Origin of the sequence: Algoriphagus yeomjeoni (assembly GCF_003259505.1) — a bacterium.
Classification (GTDB): Bacteria; Bacteroidota; Bacteroidia; order Cytophagales; family Cyclobacteriaceae; genus Algoriphagus; species Algoriphagus yeomjeoni.
Genome location: NZ_QLLK01000007.1, coordinates 1 through 16,649, shown reverse-complemented (window position 1 = coordinate 16,649; position 16,649 = coordinate 1). Strand labels below are relative to the sequence as shown.

Annotated in this window: 10 protein-coding genes; 6 read left to right on the top strand and 4 right to left on the bottom strand. The window is 41.0% G+C overall.

The window, feature by feature from the left end:
* Nucleotides 1–582, top strand: coding sequence for a hypothetical protein (locus tag LV83_RS12745; RefSeq protein ID WP_111611931.1), 582 nt, complete (start codon nucleotides 1–3; stop codon nucleotides 580–582).
* A gap of 252 nt (nucleotides 583–834) precedes the next feature.
* Here the strand turns inward: LV83_RS12745 and LV83_RS12735 are convergent, their stop codons facing one another.
* Nucleotides 835–1,320: a VOC family protein gene (locus tag LV83_RS12735; RefSeq protein WP_111611930.1), complete on the bottom strand. Its 486-nt coding sequence runs from the start codon at nucleotides 1,318–1,320 to the stop codon at nucleotides 835–837.
* A 96-nt stretch (nucleotides 1,321–1,416) separates the two neighbouring features.
* The gene (locus LV83_RS12730) at nucleotides 1,417–3,570 is read right to left on the bottom strand and encodes an alpha-glucuronidase family glycosyl hydrolase (RefSeq protein ID WP_111611929.1); all 2,154 of its coding nucleotides are present in this window, start codon (nucleotides 3,568–3,570) and stop codon (nucleotides 1,417–1,419) included.
* A gap of 173 nt (nucleotides 3,571–3,743) precedes the next feature.
* On the opposite strand from LV83_RS12730, the gene LV83_RS12725 reads away from it, so the two are divergent.
* Complete coding sequence (locus tag LV83_RS12725; RefSeq protein WP_111611928.1) at nucleotides 3,744–6,953, top strand: UvrD-helicase domain-containing protein; 3,210 nt, start codon at nucleotides 3,744–3,746, stop codon at nucleotides 6,951–6,953.
* Entirely contained in the window at nucleotides 6,946–9,810 is a 2,865-nt protein-coding gene (locus tag LV83_RS12720; protein WP_111611927.1) for a PD-(D/E)XK nuclease family protein, read from the top strand. Before LV83_RS12725 ends, LV83_RS12720 begins: the two co-directional genes overlap by 8 nt.
* Here the strand turns inward: LV83_RS12720 and LV83_RS12715 are convergent, their stop codons facing one another.
* Both LV83_RS12715 and LV83_RS12710 read right to left on the bottom strand, forming a co-directional pair.
* Nucleotides 9,811–10,434, bottom strand: coding sequence for a hypothetical protein (locus tag LV83_RS12715; protein ID WP_146613715.1), 624 nt, complete (start codon nucleotides 10,432–10,434; stop codon nucleotides 9,811–9,813).
* A 7-nt stretch (nucleotides 10,435–10,441) separates the two neighbouring features.
* On the bottom strand, nucleotides 10,442–11,683 hold the full coding sequence (locus LV83_RS12710; RefSeq protein WP_111611925.1) for an LVIVD repeat-containing protein: 1,242 nt from the start codon (nucleotides 11,681–11,683) through the stop codon (nucleotides 10,442–10,444).
* Nucleotides 11,684–12,021: 338 nt separating this feature from the next.
* Here LV83_RS12710 and LV83_RS12705 point away from each other — a divergent pair, with 338 nt between their 5' ends.
* The 3 genes from LV83_RS12705 to LV83_RS12695 all read left to right on the top strand — a co-directional run bounded on the left by LV83_RS12705 (nucleotide 12,022) and on the right by LV83_RS12695 (nucleotide 16,337).
* A complete protein-coding gene (locus tag LV83_RS12705; RefSeq protein WP_111611924.1) occupies nucleotides 12,022–14,685 on the top strand; it encodes a PQQ-dependent sugar dehydrogenase in 2,664 nt (887 codons plus the stop codon).
* Nucleotides 14,686–14,748: 63 nt separating this feature from the next.
* Entirely contained in the window at nucleotides 14,749–15,603 is an 855-nt protein-coding gene (locus tag LV83_RS12700) for a hypothetical protein (protein WP_111611923.1), read from the top strand.
* Between the two features lie 110 nt (nucleotides 15,604–15,713).
* Entirely contained in the window at nucleotides 15,714–16,337 is a 624-nt protein-coding gene (locus LV83_RS12695; protein WP_111611922.1) for a DKNYY domain-containing protein, read from the top strand.
* Nucleotides 16,338–16,649: the final 312 nt, after the last annotated feature.

The following is a 16,649-nucleotide window of genomic DNA, read 5'->3' as shown; positions in this document are numbered from 1 at the left end:
ATGTATAAAAAAATATTTTACGGCTATATATTTTACTTTTTAGTATTTGTGATGGCTTCTTCTTGCACTATGGAAGAACATAAAGCTCAGACAACCATTGATTTAAGTAAGATGGATCTTTCAGGATTAAATTTTGATTTTAATCCAGTAATTATTGATTTAAAGGAGTATTCTTTAGATAATCTCATTGCAGATTTAAGTCGAGAAATACAGGATAACGATTTAAATAGAGTGGCAGAGAGACTAAATCTTGGTGATGATATGGAACCTTATATTGAATATTCTCTAGTTGTCGATTATGCGAAAAATATAGCTATTCTGACTGCTAAGGAGGATGGGATTAAAGCTGCAACCTCCGCTAATCGAATTTCCTCCAATGATGATGCGCTCTTCGGAGGTGAAGATGGTGATGGATGGACTTCTTATGGTTCTTGCCTTGGTTCTGAATGCGTAGCTGAACAAATTTTAGCTGCGGCAGATCAAATGGGAGGAGAACCTGAAAGCGGCCAATGTTTTGATTTTAGAGTAAGACGCCTCTTAGTTGGAGTTAGAGTATGTGCGAGAACAGTATCTTGTGGTTAATGAGTAAAATATGTAAAGTGATTTCCTGTAAAAGAACTATCAGAAATGATGGTTTTTTTTGTGAAAATGATTCTCGGTTTGGAATAGGGACTTACTATTCCAAAAGGATCTGAATTACTTTTGTAAAAGCCATTTCAGCAGATAAGCAGATAAAACGCTGAAGATTTTTCCAGGGGAATATCATGAGTTGATAAATGATTCAGATCGGGAAGAGGTGATGGACCTGATATTGGATTGGATAAAGGGTAGAATTTAAATTTCGGCTAAAAGACCTTCCACATCCAATTGCCTCGTGTACATCTGAATACTTCCATCTGGATTCATAGGCCACTTTTCTCTTGGGCGATCCCAGTACAATTCTACACCATTTTCATCTGGATCATCCAAATACAAAGCTTCAGAAACCCCATGATCTGCAGCACCAGTGAGTGGGTACTTTGCATCAATTAATCTTTTAAGCAACACGGCTAAATCACGTCGCGTTGGAAGCAAAATAGCGGTATGAAAAAGTCCAGCTGTATTCTTTGGCGCTGGCTTTCCTCCTTTGCTCTGCCAAGTATTCAGACCAATGTGATGGTGATACCCGCCAGCAGAAATAAATGCCGCGTCCTGTCCATACATAGTCACCAACTCAAAGCCGAGTAGTCCTTGATAGAAGTCTAGGGATTTCTGGAGGTCCGAAACTTTGAGGTGTATATGGCCGATTCGTGTGGCAGCGGGGATGGTGTAGTCATTCATGATTTTGAAGTTTGAGATTTGAAATTAACCGAACTGCAGATCGTTTAGTGCCAAATTCCACGAAAATTTCAAATCTCAAATCAACAATCTCAAATTCTATATCCCCGGAGCATTAGGGAACTGAAGGCTTTTGTAATACTCCAAATCTCCTTCTGGTTGCTCTATATCTGCTGGGAAAGGACGTTTTGAGAATGTTTTGAAATAGAGCAAGCAGGCATTTCTCCACCACTCTGCTTCTTCTTCCTGAACTTCCAAAAGTTGTCTTACATGGTCAAACTCTGCGGGATCAATTTCGGATTCCAGACTCGCCCAAGTTTCCTGCATTTTCCTCACTTCTTTTACGCCCTGATCATAGTGATATGCTATCCCTTCCCAAAGCGTATTACCATTCTTAAGTTTGAAATCCCAAGGCACATGGTGGAACCACAGCAAATATTTCTCTGGAATCTGATTTGGATCTGACCAAGCCTTAGCGACTTCAGGCGCATATTGACCTAGCGCTCCGCTGCCTTCAGTTGTTCTATCAAAGCCAATTCCTAAGCTATCCGCATTGTGGTAGTATGGAGCTGTCCAGTCAGCTCTTCCACCCATCACCCAAGGTCCTGGACCATAATGATGACTTCTGCCCATGATATGGTGCAAACCTAGCGGAGTCATGTAGTCCACGGCTGCCTCATGAGATGAGAGCATGATGTCTTCAATTTTTGTCAATACTTCAGGGTTTGTGCCAAAAGTCAGTTTGATCCATTCATCTGCGATTTGCTTGGATTCCAGACTTGGGTCCCATGCTTGTCGCCCAAAAGCATACCAGTTTGACTGGGCGAAAAGATGTCCTGTCCAGTTTCGATCCGTTCCTATATTGGAGACTCCGGCGATTAATGTCAGTTTTTGTCCAGTACCTTCTCCTTCCAATAGAGATGCTACTGTAGATTCAGGCGTAGGTCGATAGATTTTTGTCTTCAAAACTTCTTCCCACATGGGAGCTAGGTAAACCAGTTGAGTTGCTTGACCCAGGTATTCCTGAGTGATCTGGAATTCCATGCCCACGTTGGTCTTGTTAATTGCCCCATAAAGTGGGTGAACAGGTTCCCGGGGTTGGAAATCAATCGCCCCGTTTTTGATCTGAATGATCACATTCTCTTGGAATTTCCCATCCAATGGCTCGAATTCATTATTTGCCTGCATATGTCTGTCCACCTCATCTTCATGGGAATAGACAAAGGCTCTCCAAATCAAAACGCCGTTGTGAGGTGCTAATGCTTCAGCCAACATGTTTGCTCCTTCGGCGTGATTCCTTCCATATTCGTGAGGACCGGGTTGTCCCTCGGAATTCGCTTTTACAAGGAATCCTCCAAAATCCGGAATGAACGAGTAGATCTCATCCGTCTTTTTTTTCCAGAAAGCAATCACTTCAGGGTCCAATGGATCAGCTGTCTTCAAACCATCCAATTGGATAGGCGCAGAGAACCTAGCAGTAAGAAAAACCTTGATTCCATAAGGCCTAAAAACATCCGCCAAAACCTTCACTTTCTTCATGAAATCAGTCGTCAAAATCAGGGCATTCGCATTGACATTAGTCAGGGAAACGGCATTGATTCCTATAGATGCATTTGCGCGGGCATAGTCTATGTAGCGTGGATCTACATATCCGGGTAGTTTGTGCCAATCCCAAATAGAAAAACCAGCATAACCTCTTTCTACGGTACGATCTAGGTTGTCCCAATGGTTTAACATTCTTAATTTAATCTTCGGACTGTCAGATAATTCTGTCGAACTATCAAAAGTGTTACTTTGGATAGAATTCAACCAATTGTATACTCCATAAAGTACCCCAACTGGTTGATTTCCGACAATTGCGTAGAATGATTTTCCATCTAATTCCAACGTGCCTCTCCAATATCCATCATTTCCAAGGGCTTTGATTTGGGCTTGTTGATCAAGGGAAAGCACCTGTGAAAGTTGCTCTCTTGTCCCGATCCAAAGTTTCGTGTTTTGAAGCCGCTCTTTCGTGTAAACTGGAGCTTTGGCAAGCATACTTTTAGATGCCAAATTGAGCTCTTTTCTGATGGCTTCGTAAGTGGGATTTTCTCCAAAAAAGTACACACCGCCAAGTAGCGGTTCTACTTGTGACTTGAGTTGGGAATCGCTGATCGGCTGATAATCCAGCCAAAGCTTATAACCGTCATTGGCAAAAGAACTTAGGGAAATACAGGTCCAAAGTAGGACTGCGAGTAAACTAGGTTTGTACATAGGTTTTGGGTTTGAAGTCACAAAATCGACAAATCAAAGCTAAATCCAAGAGTTTGATCTGAAAGTAAGCTTCCAAAGTTATTTTTAATATCCCGACAATTTTCGTCAAACTTACTTTCCGCTTGCTCTTAAATTGACTGCCTTCCTTATCTTAGTTCCCTTACTTTTTCTCTATGGAACAAAGACCTTTTATCATTTACAAATCCTCCGCAGGCTCGGGCAAAACCTATACCCTGACGCTGGAGTACCTCAAACTCGCACTCAAAAGTCCTCATGCTTTTAAGCAAATTCTTGCAGTCACTTTTACAAATAAAGCCACTCAGGAGATGAAGGAGCGGATTATCGAGGAGCTGAAAAGACTTCGATATCAAGTCAATCCAAAAGAAAAAATGGATGAGGTATTGATGGATTCTCTTCAGGTAGATGAGTCTGGGCTTAAGCTTTTGGCTCAGCAGACGCTTACGGCAATTCTACACGATTATGGTCGATTTTCGGTTAGCACAATTGATAGTTTTTTCCAGAAAGTAGTTCGTGCCTTTGCCCGTGAGATCGATCTGAATGCCAAATTCGATGTGGAATTGGATCAGGATGCAGTGCTGGAGCGCGTGGTGGATCGTGTGGTCATGCTAGTCATGGAAGATGAATTCCTGCATAAATGGCTGGTGGATTATGCCTATGAGCAAATTCAAAATGGGAAATCTTGGGATATTCGAAGGAATATCAGAGGACTGGGTAAACAGATTTTTCAGGAAGATTTTAAAAAATATGCTCCTGAAATAAAGGCTTTTCTGAAGGAAAAGGAAAATATCACTTTACTACAGTCTTTTGTTCGAGATCGGAAAGCCGAAATTGTCACGCTTGCAAAAGAACTAGGCAAACAAGCGGAGGCTATTCGCATTGCAAATGGCTTGGAATGGTCAGATTTTAATCGAGGCTTTATCAAAATATTGGACAAGCTTGGAGATCGAAGCAATCCCCTTCCGGAGCTTACACCCGCGACATTAGCTAAAATAGATAATCCCGCCAGCTGGCATACCAAAACAAGTAAGCAAACGGATGCTATTCTATCAGCCTACGATCAAGGCTTAAATCAGATTTTTCACCAAATTTTGGTTCTTACTGGCAAATGGAATACACTTCAAGCAATTGCCAAAAACAGCTATGTCTATGGGGTTTTTAGAAATCTTCTAGACGAACTTTCGCTAATCAAAGACGAGGAAAACATGCTGCTCATCTCTGATGCAAATGAATTTCTGAAAGAAATCACCAAGGGAAATGATACGCCTTTCATCTATGAAAAAGTAGGTAATCAATACAAAAATTACTTGATTGACGAGTTTCAAGATACCTCAGGGTTTCAGTGGGACAGTTTCAAACCTTTGTTGGAAAACTCGCTTGGAAATGGGCAAACCAATCTTTTGGTAGGTGATGTGAAGCAGTCTATCTATCGCTGGCGGGGAGGAGAAATGAAGTTGCTTCTTTCACAGGTGGAAGACGAAATCGGAAAGGGAAGTATTCAATTGGAGAATTTGGATACCAATTTCCGGAGCCTTCCGAATATCATCAATTTCAACAATTCGGTTTTTAAAGCTTTGCCGCAGGCCATGGAGCAGGTATTAAATACTAGCTATGGCGTGGTAGATCCTAAAATTCTTTCGCAGGCCTATTCGGATTCCTTCCAGAAAATTTCTGCCAAAAAGGCGAAATCTGATTTTAAAGGAAAAGTAAAACTGGAATTCATCGATCCAAAATCCGAAGATGACGAGGCTAAATTTGACGAAATTGTGTTGGAAAAACTGCCTGATATGGTCATCGAACTTCAGGAGCATGGCTATCAATTAGAGGATATAGCTTTTCTGGTCAGAAATAAAGCGCATGGTGAGGCCATCGCGGATCGCATGATGACCTATGCTGCGGAGCATCCAGATTCTGCATATAGCTTTGATGTGCTTTCAGATGAATCCATGTTTTTGAATAAAGCTGCTTCCGTGAAAGCGCTGATTTCCGGGTTCAATTATCTGCATAATCCTGCAGACAAAGTTCAATATAAGACCATGTGGTACTACATAGCGGTTTTGATGGATGCTACTGTTGATCATGAGTTATTTGCGTTGGACACAATGCCGGACTATCTGGAAAATCAGGTTTTGGCCTTCCAAGAAAGAGAAATGCTGATGCTTCAATTGCCTTTAATGGAGGCTTTGGAGGAGTTGATCAAAGTCCTTGGCTTGATGGAATTGGGCTTGGAAAAAGCCTATATCTCAGGTTTCAAGGAAGCTGTGTATGACTTTACGGCCAACAATCGGGCTGATTTGAGCGGGTTTTTGGAATGGTGGGAAGTCAATCAGACCAAGCGCACCGTCAAAATTCCAGCTGGCCATAATGCCATGCGGATTCTCACGATCCACAAGTCCAAAGGTCTTCAATTTAAAGTGGTTTTGATGCCTTTTCTGAAATGGACAATCTTCGATATCACCAAAGGGAATGTGGTTTGGTCACCATTTGAAGACCGGGAAAAAGGGCTTTCTGCTATCATTCCGCTAACCTTGAGCGGGGATTTAGCCAACTCTGACTTCAGTGCTACTTATGCTGAAGAAGCTACTATGGCGTATTTGGATAGTTTGAATATGCTCTATGTCTCGCTCACACGAGCTGAGGATGTTTTCATAGGGTACATTCCTTATAAGGAGAAGATTGGATCGCAGAATTACATGGAGGTGCTCTTGCAGCAACTGGTTCAATCACCTTCTATTTCAGAGGAGGAATTTAGCTTTGTAGAACATTATGACCAAGAGTCAAAAATATTTGAGTATGGTGTATGGCCAGATAATCAGGAGAAATCTTTGATTTCTACTATAACACCAGATTTGCGCTGGGCTTATAAAAACTGGTCAGAAGTACTAACGCTTAGAAAATACGCTGTTGATTTTTCTGAAGAAGGCATGGAGCAGCGGAAAAAGCAGAAGTTTGGCTTGATCGTGCATGAGATTTTGGAACTGTCCGCCGATAAACCTTCCGCGCTGCAGAATTTACAGGCATTTTATTTCGAAGGGAGGCTAAACGAGGAGGAAAAACAACTCGTGGAAGGTCAGTTGGAGCAGTTATTTACCGACCCGCTTTTTGACTCTTGGTTTGGCAAATCAGGTATTTTACTGGCTGAGCAGGGAATTTTACTTCCTGGCGGAAAGCAAAAGAGGCCAGATCGGATTATTCTAAATGAACACGAAGCATTGGTCGTGGATTTCAAAACTGGTGAGGCTCAGCCTCGCTATGCCAATCAAGTGCGAGAGTATATGGAGTTAGTTTCAAAGCTTTCTCAGAAGCCTACCAAAGGCTATTTATGTTATTTAGAAACGGGAACAATCGAGGAAGTTTATGCATAGTTTTTTAAGAAATACCGCAAAAGAGATCCTCGAAAGCGGAGTAGATCTACAGAATCTTACTGTAGTTCTGCCAAATCGAAGAGCGGGATTGTTTTTTACCCAGCATCTCGGAAGCCTGATCAAAGAGCCAACGTGGATGCCTGAGGTGAAGACTATCGAGGAAATCTTCTATGAGCTGGCTGGAAATCGTCCTGCGGATGACTTGACCTTGATTTTTGAATTGTATAAAGTCTATCAGGATCTAAATCCAGAAGCAGAGACCTTTGATCGCTTTTATTTTTGGGGGGAAATGATTCTGAAGGATTTCAATGACGTGGATCAGTTTATGGCGAATGCTGATAAATTGTACCATCACCTGTCAGAAATCAAGGAACTGGAGTCTGATTTGAGTTTTCTGACCGAAAGTCAGGTCGAATTGATTAAGCAGTTTTGGTCATCCTTTATTCGTCAGGACAGAGATCATCAGGAGAAATTTTTGAAGTTCTGGCAGTTGCTCAGCCCGCTCTATACCAGTTTCCAAGCTTCTTTGGCCGTTTCTGGCTTGGCTTATTCTGGGATGTTGTATAGAAAAGTCGCAGAATCTCTGGATAGTATTCCTCGTCCTCAGAAGTTATTTCATTTCATTGGGTTCAATGCATTTACGGGAACTGAGGAGGCATTGATCAAGCATTATATTACAGACTTTGGGGCGATAATTTACTGGGACATTGACGCCTATTATCTGGAAGATAAAGCGCAGGAAGCTGGTTTGTTTTTCCGTGATTATCAAAAGGACAAGATCTTTGGGCCGACTTTTCCTGAGGAGGTTCCAACTCACATTGAAGATAGAAAGGCAAGTATCAAGACCTACGCTACGCCTCTGAAGACCAATCAGGCGAATCTGGTGGGATCTATTTTGGAGAAGATTCCTGCGGGCGAAGCTTGGGAGGAAACTGTTGTGATTTTGCCAGATGAGCAGATGCTATTTCCTGTACTGCATACGCTACCAGATCAAGTGGATAAGGTAAACGTGACCATGGGTTACCCGGTGAAAAATGCCCCGGTTTACTCTTTTTTGGAAGCGGTGCTGGAGATGCAACGCTTCATCAAAGAAGAAGATGGGAAAGTATTGTTTTATCACACAGCGGTCAAAAACCTCCTAAGTTCGATTTATCTTAAAAGTGTCAATCCTACTTTTTCAGCTGAATTATTGGAGGAAATGCAGCTTTTGAATCAGATTCATGTTTCGGCAGAAAAGCTGCATAAAGGTGGCAAGCTATATCAATTGATCTTCCAGAAGTTGGAGAACGATTCGCTTTTTCCCTACTTGGCTGAACTCATGGAAGCATTGGCAGAGCGCTTGAAGGATGAACCTTTGCAGCGCTCCTATCTTTACCAATGCTTCAAGCAGTTGACAAGGCTACGTGAGATTTTTGCTGGACAGGATATTTTGTCCATCAATCGGGAGTTTTTTATCCGTCTTTTTAGGCAGATTTTCAGGGAAGTGAAGTTGCCATTTGAAGGTGAACCGCTTCAAGGCCTGCAGCTCATGGGGGTGTTGGAATCCCGAAATTTGGATTTCAAGCGAGTGATTATTTGCAATATGAATGAAGATAGTTTTCCTCCTGCCGCCGGTCTGAATTCCATGATCCCGTTTAATATTCGAAAAGCTTTTGGTTTGCCCGTGCAGGAGCAAAATGACTCGATTTATGCCTACACTTTTTATCGATTGTTGCACAGCGCGGAGGAAGTTCACATGATTTATACGACGGCTTCTGATCAAGGAAAAGCTGGTGAAAAAAGCCGTTATTTACAGCAGATGGGAGTGGAGCTTGGAAGAGAAATGGAAGAGGAGGTTGTATTTATTCCAATTGATCAGAAATCTCCAGGTGCAATTACCATTCAAAAAGATAAGGAAGTTTTAGCCCTATTGGATAAATATCTAATCGATGAGTCTGGACATTCTATGACTTCCTTTTCGCCCTCGGCACTCAGTGTATTTTTGGATTGTAGGCTCAAGTTTTACTTACAGTATCTGGCTAATATTCAGGAAAAGCAGGAGGTCAGTGAGGAGATCGATGCGGCGGTTTTCGGGAATCTGGCTCACCTGAGTATGGAGATTTTATACCAGGATTTTGCGAAGCGTAAGAGCAGAACCTTGCTAGAGAAGTCAGATTTTGAAGAATTGAGTAAAAACTGGGTTTTTCCAGCAATCGAGAAAGCCATTCGCCAATTTTACCACTTGGAAGGAGAGGCGGATACCAAACTCAATGGGCAAATGGCTATAGCGCGAGATGTGCTTCAAAAATATCTACATCAGATTTTAAAAATCGATGAGGCCTCGGCTCCATTTAGGTTGATATCTCTGGAAAAGGAGAAAAAATATAGCGCAGGTCTACCAATAGAAACTTCTGCTGGTAATCAGACAGTATCTCTAAAAGGGATCATAGATCGAGTGGATGAGCAAAATGGTTCGGTGAGACTTATTGATTATAAGTCTGGCCAGGATAATAAAACCTTTCCTGATGTGGAGTCACTTTTTGATCGGGAGCACAAGTCAAGAAATAAAGCAGCGATGCAAACCATGTTTTATGGATTGATCTACCAGGCTACAAATCCTCAGAATACTTTACCACTAAAGCCAGCAATATTCAATCTTCGTGAAATGTTTGGCGATGAATTTAGTCCTTACTTACAACTCAAATTACCGAGAAAAGAAGGGGTTGAAGTCAATGATTACAGACAATTTGAAGATGAATATCAGGCTGGCTTGAAGTCACTCTTGGAGGATATCTACAATCCTGAGATTCCTTTCGACCAAACAGATGATTTGAAAAAATGCGGGTATTGTCCCTACAAGGAGATTTGTGGAAGGTAGTTAGAACATCAAGCCTGCACGGAATACAAAACTTCTATACAAATTTTCAGTTTTTGACAAGGAGCTAAATCCAGGAGGAAGTTGGTCGGAAACGATAGTTTGGGCACCAGGTCCGGTTAAAAATCCTTGGAAATATGAAATGTCTTGCCGCTTGTATGCCAGGCTTAGTGAAAGAGCGGAATTTCCTTTTAGTGCAGGAAAGCTGAATCCTACCGAAGGGCTAAACATCAATCCTCCTCGATACCAGCTTTTGCTCCACTCATTTTCTTCTCTTTTTTCCAGCATAGCTGAACCATAGCCCAGATCTACGCCGCCAAAAATCTTCGGTTTACCTTCTTTTCCCAGAAATCCTCGATAGCCAAAGGCAAATGGAAGAATAGGAACACCATCGTATTGATCCAAACCTACAGAAAAACCTACTACATGACTTCGGCTGATTTTCATACCGTGAAACGTGAGGAGTGTTAAATCTGTACGCTCTTCATGATTTCCATCCCATTGTTCTGCACTTCGTCCATATAGAATTCCAATTTCAGTTTGCCCAAAATATTTCCCCTCCTGAGCCATACTTTCAAAACTCAGGAGTAGTAAACCAATAAATAAGAGGTAAGATTTTCTATTCATCTACCTGTTAATAAAACTTGGTAGGATTGGTAACTTGGATACAGCTAAGTTTTTTCAGTCTAGCAGGATTGCTGTAGTCAAATTGGCAAACACCGTCCGGACCAATGACGATGAGTGATTTAGGTCCAGGGATTAAATCAACAGAACTTTGATCGGTCAAGAATTCAAGTTGATTTTGATCTATGTTCATGACGTCACTAGCATTGAAGCTTTTTAAACCGTGCGCTCCTTCAGCTATGTAAAGAAAGTTTCCAGCCAAACCTAATCCATGTGGATTAAGCATTGGGTAAGATTTTTTTAGTGTGGGGTTGTACAAGTCATTAATATCGATGACGTGCAGTTCATCCACGCCATTGCATGCAGTTCCATTTCTGAGCGTCACAAAGGCATAATCTTCGTTCACTACCACGGGATCACAAGCTCGTACATGCTCATATACCGCCATTCGTGTAGGGGAATTAGGTGTGCTCGCATCGTAAATGTGCATGCCTACATTTGACCCTATAAATAATTTATCTTGAAAAGGGAAAATAGTTTCTATTCCCCAACCCAAATCGATTGGTTTTACAAAAGTGGGATCGGTAGCTGTTTTTACATCAAATACCCGTAAGGTAGATTCGTCAACTGCATACAGATGACCGTTGGAGAGCGTAAATCTAGCCATGGATCCACCTGTGCCATAGCTTTGAGACGCTGCGGAGTAGTTAGCAGAAAAGCTCATGCTGGAATTCATTAGCCAGAACCCATCTCCTCCCCAGTTTGGATTTTCTGAAGTGAGTACTGTGTCTTTAAATGTGATAATTTCACCGGTTTGGTGGTAATACATATGAGTAAAGACATCTTCTATCCGTTTGATAAGCTGGATGTTAGAAATATTGCTGATATCAAAAGCTAACAGATCGACATAATTATCAGCATAAAGGATATTTCCATTTACTGCCAAATCTACGTTACCTGCAATTGGAATAAAGCTTAAATTGACAGGGTTGGCAGGATTTTCATTGTTTAGAATGTGAATTCCTTTCGTCGGCTCATTGATAAAAAGATAATCTTCATAAATGTAGATTTTGCCAGGATTGTCCAAAGGCTTCGCGGGCTCAGTAGTGATGACTCTCGCCCTGATATCGCTCATTTCATAATACACTGGCATCATGGTGCGATACGTGTAGGTGGAGGTCATTTCATCTTGGCAGGAAGTGAAAACCAGCACTGACAATAGGAAAATCGCGGAAGAGTAGAGGGATTTCATAAAGCTCAAGTTTAGTGTAATAAAAGTATGTATTTGATAGACGAACCCAAACAATAAAGTGCTACAAGGTAGGTGGATAAAAGATGATAATTTTTTTAGCATCTAATTTTTAGAACCAAAGGTCTACACCTGAGCCCGTCTTCAGTAATTCCTTGCTATTTCGATTAAAGGTAAAAATAGTGGGACAAAAACAATTTATTAAACATTAAAGGACCTCTTAGGTTTTTTTGGTGTAGGAGAAGCTTTCCTGTCTCAATTATAAACCTTTAATCATAATCTTGGCGCGTGTTTTTCAGGTTTTTATACCTTCACGCTTAAATAATGCCTGAATAAGCCCTATGAGAAAATACCTGATTCTGTTTGCAGTTTGTAGTTTGAGTTTTTGGAGTTGTGACAAAAAGCAAGAAGATCCATTTGCTACCGTAAAGCCTGATGAATCCAGATTTACCAAAATCCCATTGGCCGGCAATTTCAATGAACCAATGGAAATTGAAGTGCTGGACAATGGTGATGTGCTGATCATAGAGCGTCATGGCTTACTTAAACTTTATCAAGAAGAATCTGGAGAAACAACTATAGTAGGTGAGCTGGATGTATTCCCAGAGCGGGAAGATGGCTTGATGGGGATGGCAAAGGATCCGAATTTTGAAGAGAACAATTGGTTGTATCTCTATTATGCTCCCGCAAATGAAGCTGCACTAAATAGAATTTCTCGATTTGATTTTGTGGACAATATGCTGGATTCGGCTTCAGAAGTAAAAATTCTGGATGTAGAAATTTTCAGAGGTTGCTGCCATTCTGGAGGAGGATTGGAATTTGATTCAGAAGGAAATCTTTACCTCGGGATCGGTGATGACTCTACGCCTTTTGAGTCGAGTAATTTTAATCCAATCGATGAGCGCCAAGATCAACCTAAGAATGTTGATGCGCAACGAAGTTCAGGAAATACCAATGATTTACGTGGTGCGATTCTTCGAATCAAACCTAATCCAGAAGGAGGGTATTCTATTCCAGAGGGTAATTTATTTCCTGTAGGGACCCCAAAAACCCGTCCTGAAATCTATGTGAAAGGAAACAGAAATCCATTTAGATTTTCTATCGATTCTCGAAACGGCAATTTGTTTTGGGGAGAAGTGGGGCCTGATGGTGCTGAGGATAAGGAAGGTCGGGGACCAAGAGGTTACGATGAAATCAATGTGGCTACAGGTCCAGGCTATTATGGCTGGCCATATTTCGTGGGAAATAATTATGCCTACTGGAAGTATGACTTTGCTACCGGAGAAAGTTTGTTTCAGTTTGATCCCGTCGCCCCAAAGAATACTTCTCCCAATACTACCGGGATGGAAATCCTTCCAGAAGCACATCCAGCTCTGATTTACTACCCCTATGCCGAGTCCGACGAATTCCCGATGCTTGGTCAGGGTGGAAGAAATGCAATGGCTGGCCAGGTTTATTACCGGGAAGATTACGAAGCTTCAGATGTTAGATTTCCTGGATATTACAATGAAAAGCTTTTCATCTATGATTGGATGCGAAACTGGGTTTTCACGGTTAGTCTAACTGAGAATTTTGAGTATGACACCATGGAGCGTTTTATGCCAGAGACGCATTTTGAAAAGCCGATGGATATGCAGTTTGGAAAAGATGGTTCCTTGTATGTGTTGGAATACGGGACTTTTTGGCGAGCAAATAACGATGATTCTGGTTTGTACAGAATCGTTTTTTCCGAAGGAAATAGAAAACCCACTGTGAAAATATCTGCAGATGAAACACAGGGAGCAGCACCTTTAAAAGTGAATTTTTCTTCAGCTGGAACTCAGGATCCTGACACGGATGATAAAATTATCTATCAATGGGAGTTTGGAGAAAATGGACCAACTTCTTCAGAGGAAAATCCGACGCATACTTTTGGGCAGCCGGGTATTTATAAAGTGAAACTGACGGCTACAGACTTGAAAGGAGAATCAGCAAGTTCATTTATAGATGTTAAAGTCGGTAATGAAGCACCGGAAGTTTCTATTGATTGGTCAGGCAATCGAAGCTTCTATTTTGGCGAGGAAGCAGTGAATTATACCGTTTCTGCGACCGATAAGGAAGATGGGGAGATTGATCCCTCTCAAATCAATTTTACGATTGATTATCTGGAAAGCGGATACGATATCATAGAAATGGGGCATCAGGAAGAGGTGCTGAGTATAGGAGAAACTTACATCAATGAGGCTGGTTGTAAGGCCTGTCATGGCATCAGTTCTGCGTCAGTAGGCCCAGATTACACTTCTGTTTCGGAGAAATACAAAAATGATCCAAACGCAAAAGCTTACTTGATTGATAAAGTGAGAAATGGTGGTTCGGGAGTCTGGGGAGAGCAGCTTATGCCAGGACATACCTACTTAGATGAAAATAGAGTGGGCCAAATGGTTGACTTTGTATTAGGCATAGCCATTCCAAATGCTGTCTCTGGTTTACCTGCTTCGGGTAATTATCAGATCGAAAACAAGGGAGATCCTGAAGGTTTTTATTTGGTTCAAGCTTCATACGAAGATCAAGGTGCCAATGGAATTCCTGCAATCAAGTCGACTAAGCAGCTGAAATTGAGGAATACATCTGTTTCTGCTTACAGCGCTGATGGTTTGGAAGGTGCGGCTAGGGCTAATCCTGAAGATGAGTACTACGTGCAATTCACTGAGTCCGGTTCTTGGTTGCTGTTTAGAGCTATTGATTTGAGCGAGATCAACAAAATCACACTTTCCATTATGCCTGGAAATACCGTTGGTAAAATTCAGGTTCGGGCGGGCTCACCTGAGGGTGAAATTTTGGCAGAATCCGATATTCTGACCAAGGATTCTAGACCGTCTACAGGTCCGAAAGTAGGTTGGTTTGAAGTTCCATTTACTGTTCCAAGCACGGATTATTACGGGGACTTGTTCTTAGTATATGTCACTGAGGAGCCGATTACGATCTGGAGTACCTTCAATCTCAAAACCTTAACGTTCGATAAGTAAACGTAACAATCTTCTTAGTTTATAGTTAATAGAGGTATGATTAAACCACTAACAGCTATTAACATGAAGCTTCTTAAGATTATACTTACACTATTTTATTTATCCATAAGTATCCCTGCTTTTGCTCAGAATTCAAATTCTTTTGGTGAAAAGCAAGAGAAGGATTTTGAATTTAGGGCAGTTGCTGAATTAGGCTTTTTGTCAGTTTTAAGCCATAAAGTACAATTTGGAGAAAACGGGACCTATTTTGATTACAAAAAAGATGGTGGGCAAAATGTGCTTTTTCCTGTAGGTAGACTTTCTCTGGAACTGGATATCAAGGAGCGGAACACATTTATTTTGCTTTATCAGCCGTTGGCAATTCGGACGCAGGTATTACTAACTGATGAAATTATTGTGGACGATTTGACTTTTCCTGCAAATACTGCTGTGGATTTGCTATATAATTTCCCTTTTTATAGGATTAGTTATTTGCGAGAGCTGCTTCCAGACAAGCCTAGATTTGCTTTGGGAGTGGGAGGTAGCGTGCAATTGAGAAATGCGACCATTACATTCGAATCCACTGATGGAGAAAGATTCCGTACCAACCGGGACGTGGGAGTAGTGCCGGCTTTGAAAGTTCGATCTAGCTATGATTTGTCGGAGTTGCTGTATTTGGAACTGGAAGCAGATGGGATTTATGCGCCGATTAGTTATCTGAATGGCAGTGATAATGAAGTCAAAGGAGCGATTTTGGATGCGAGTATTAGATCAGGCCTGAAAGTAACCAATGATGTAAATGCATTTTTGAATCTTCGATACCTCGGTGGTGGGGCAGTAGGGACTGCTGAGGATGAGCCAGGGCCGGGGGATGGCTATGTGAAAAATTGGCTTCATTTTATGACTGTCACAGCTGGATTATCATACAGATTTAATTAATAGGGAGTTTCCTAATGGGTTTTTGAATATTTCAAACGCCCTCTATTTTTTTTAGAAACTATTTATTTAAATTTATGTATATCCGCATCCGTTGTGTGTAATATGAAGAAATGAGACAGATAACAAAAAATGCACTTATAATTTGCGCTATTACTCTCTTCATTTCTTGTAATTCAGGATACCAAAAAGAGAATGGAAAATGGGTATGGATTTCATATGATGAAGCTGTTGGAAAAAGAGTGAGTCAAATTGATGAACACGATTTTGAAAGTTTCGAAATATTGGACAATGAGTACTATGCAAAAGACAAAAATTCAGTATTTCATATTAGAAGTAAAATTGAAAATGCTGACCCAAACTCATTTGAATTAATTGGTAATGGATATTCTAAAGATAAAAATAGAGTGTTTCTTGATGATGAAATGGTGATTTTTGCAAATCCTAAATCATTTCAATTGCTCGAATTCCCATATTCAAAAGACGATTCATACGTATTTTGTGGTACTCTTCCTTTAAATCTCGAAATAAGTGAAGTGAAAGAGTTTCAAGTGACAAATACTGGCGAATTAATGTCAGGAACAAAATCAAGTGTGTTACTTTCTCATTTCGTTGAATTCAATCCAGAATATAAATGGGTTGATACATTGAAAATTAACGGAATAATTGTCGGAGAATGGGCAACTGGAGAAACAAAAAACAAGAAATTCAAAGGGTTTAAGGAAATAAAAGAATAAATACTACACACAACAACTAGGTTTTCGTCGCGTGCGTAGCACGAACGATGAAACCGATGTTGCACGGAACCGGTGAAGTTCTTATGGGGATTGAGTCAGGATTTTTTGAAGGAAACGGGGTATCCAAATACCTTAAAAAGTAATACCTGTCAGTAGATTCGGTATTTATTCAAAAAGAGTTTTAATGTTTTTAGCCTTTCCAATGCCTTTTGGAGGGACTTTTTTTTTGCATGGGCATAGGTTTCCTAGCCCGAGTAAAATCAGGAACTAAAATTGGTTTGTGAGAGCGGAAAAGACGGCCTTTGGTGGGCC

Excerpts from the sequence above, each read along its gene's own strand:
- LV83_RS12705 (WP_111611924.1), top strand. The coding sequence starts at position 12,022 with ATGAGAAAATACCTGATTCTGTTTGCAGTTTGTAGTTTGAGTTTTTGG.
- LV83_RS12720 (WP_111611927.1), top strand. The coding sequence starts at position 6,946 with ATGCATAGTTTTTTAAGAAATACCGCAAAAGAGATCCTCGAAAGCGGA.
- LV83_RS12730 (WP_111611929.1), bottom strand. The coding sequence starts at position 3,570 with ATGTACAAACCTAGTTTACTCGCAGTCCTACTTTGGACCTGTATTTCC.
- LV83_RS12735 (WP_111611930.1), bottom strand. The coding sequence starts at position 1,320 with ATGAATGACTACACCATCCCCGCTGCCACACGAATCGGCCATATACAC.
- LV83_RS12745 (WP_111611931.1), top strand. The coding sequence starts at position 1 with ATGTATAAAAAAATATTTTACGGCTATATATTTTACTTTTTAGTATTT.
- LV83_RS12725 (WP_111611928.1), top strand. The coding sequence starts at position 3,744 with ATGGAACAAAGACCTTTTATCATTTACAAATCCTCCGCAGGCTCGGGC.
- LV83_RS12710 (WP_111611925.1), bottom strand. The coding sequence starts at position 11,683 with ATGAAATCCCTCTACTCTTCCGCGATTTTCCTATTGTCAGTGCTGGTT.
- LV83_RS12695 (WP_111611922.1), top strand. The coding sequence starts at position 15,714 with ATGAGACAGATAACAAAAAATGCACTTATAATTTGCGCTATTACTCTC.
- LV83_RS12715 (WP_146613715.1), bottom strand. The coding sequence starts at position 10,434 with ATGAATAGAAAATCTTACCTCTTATTTATTGGTTTACTACTCCTGAGT.
- LV83_RS12700 (WP_111611923.1), top strand. The coding sequence starts at position 14,749 with ATGAAGCTTCTTAAGATTATACTTACACTATTTTATTTATCCATAAGT.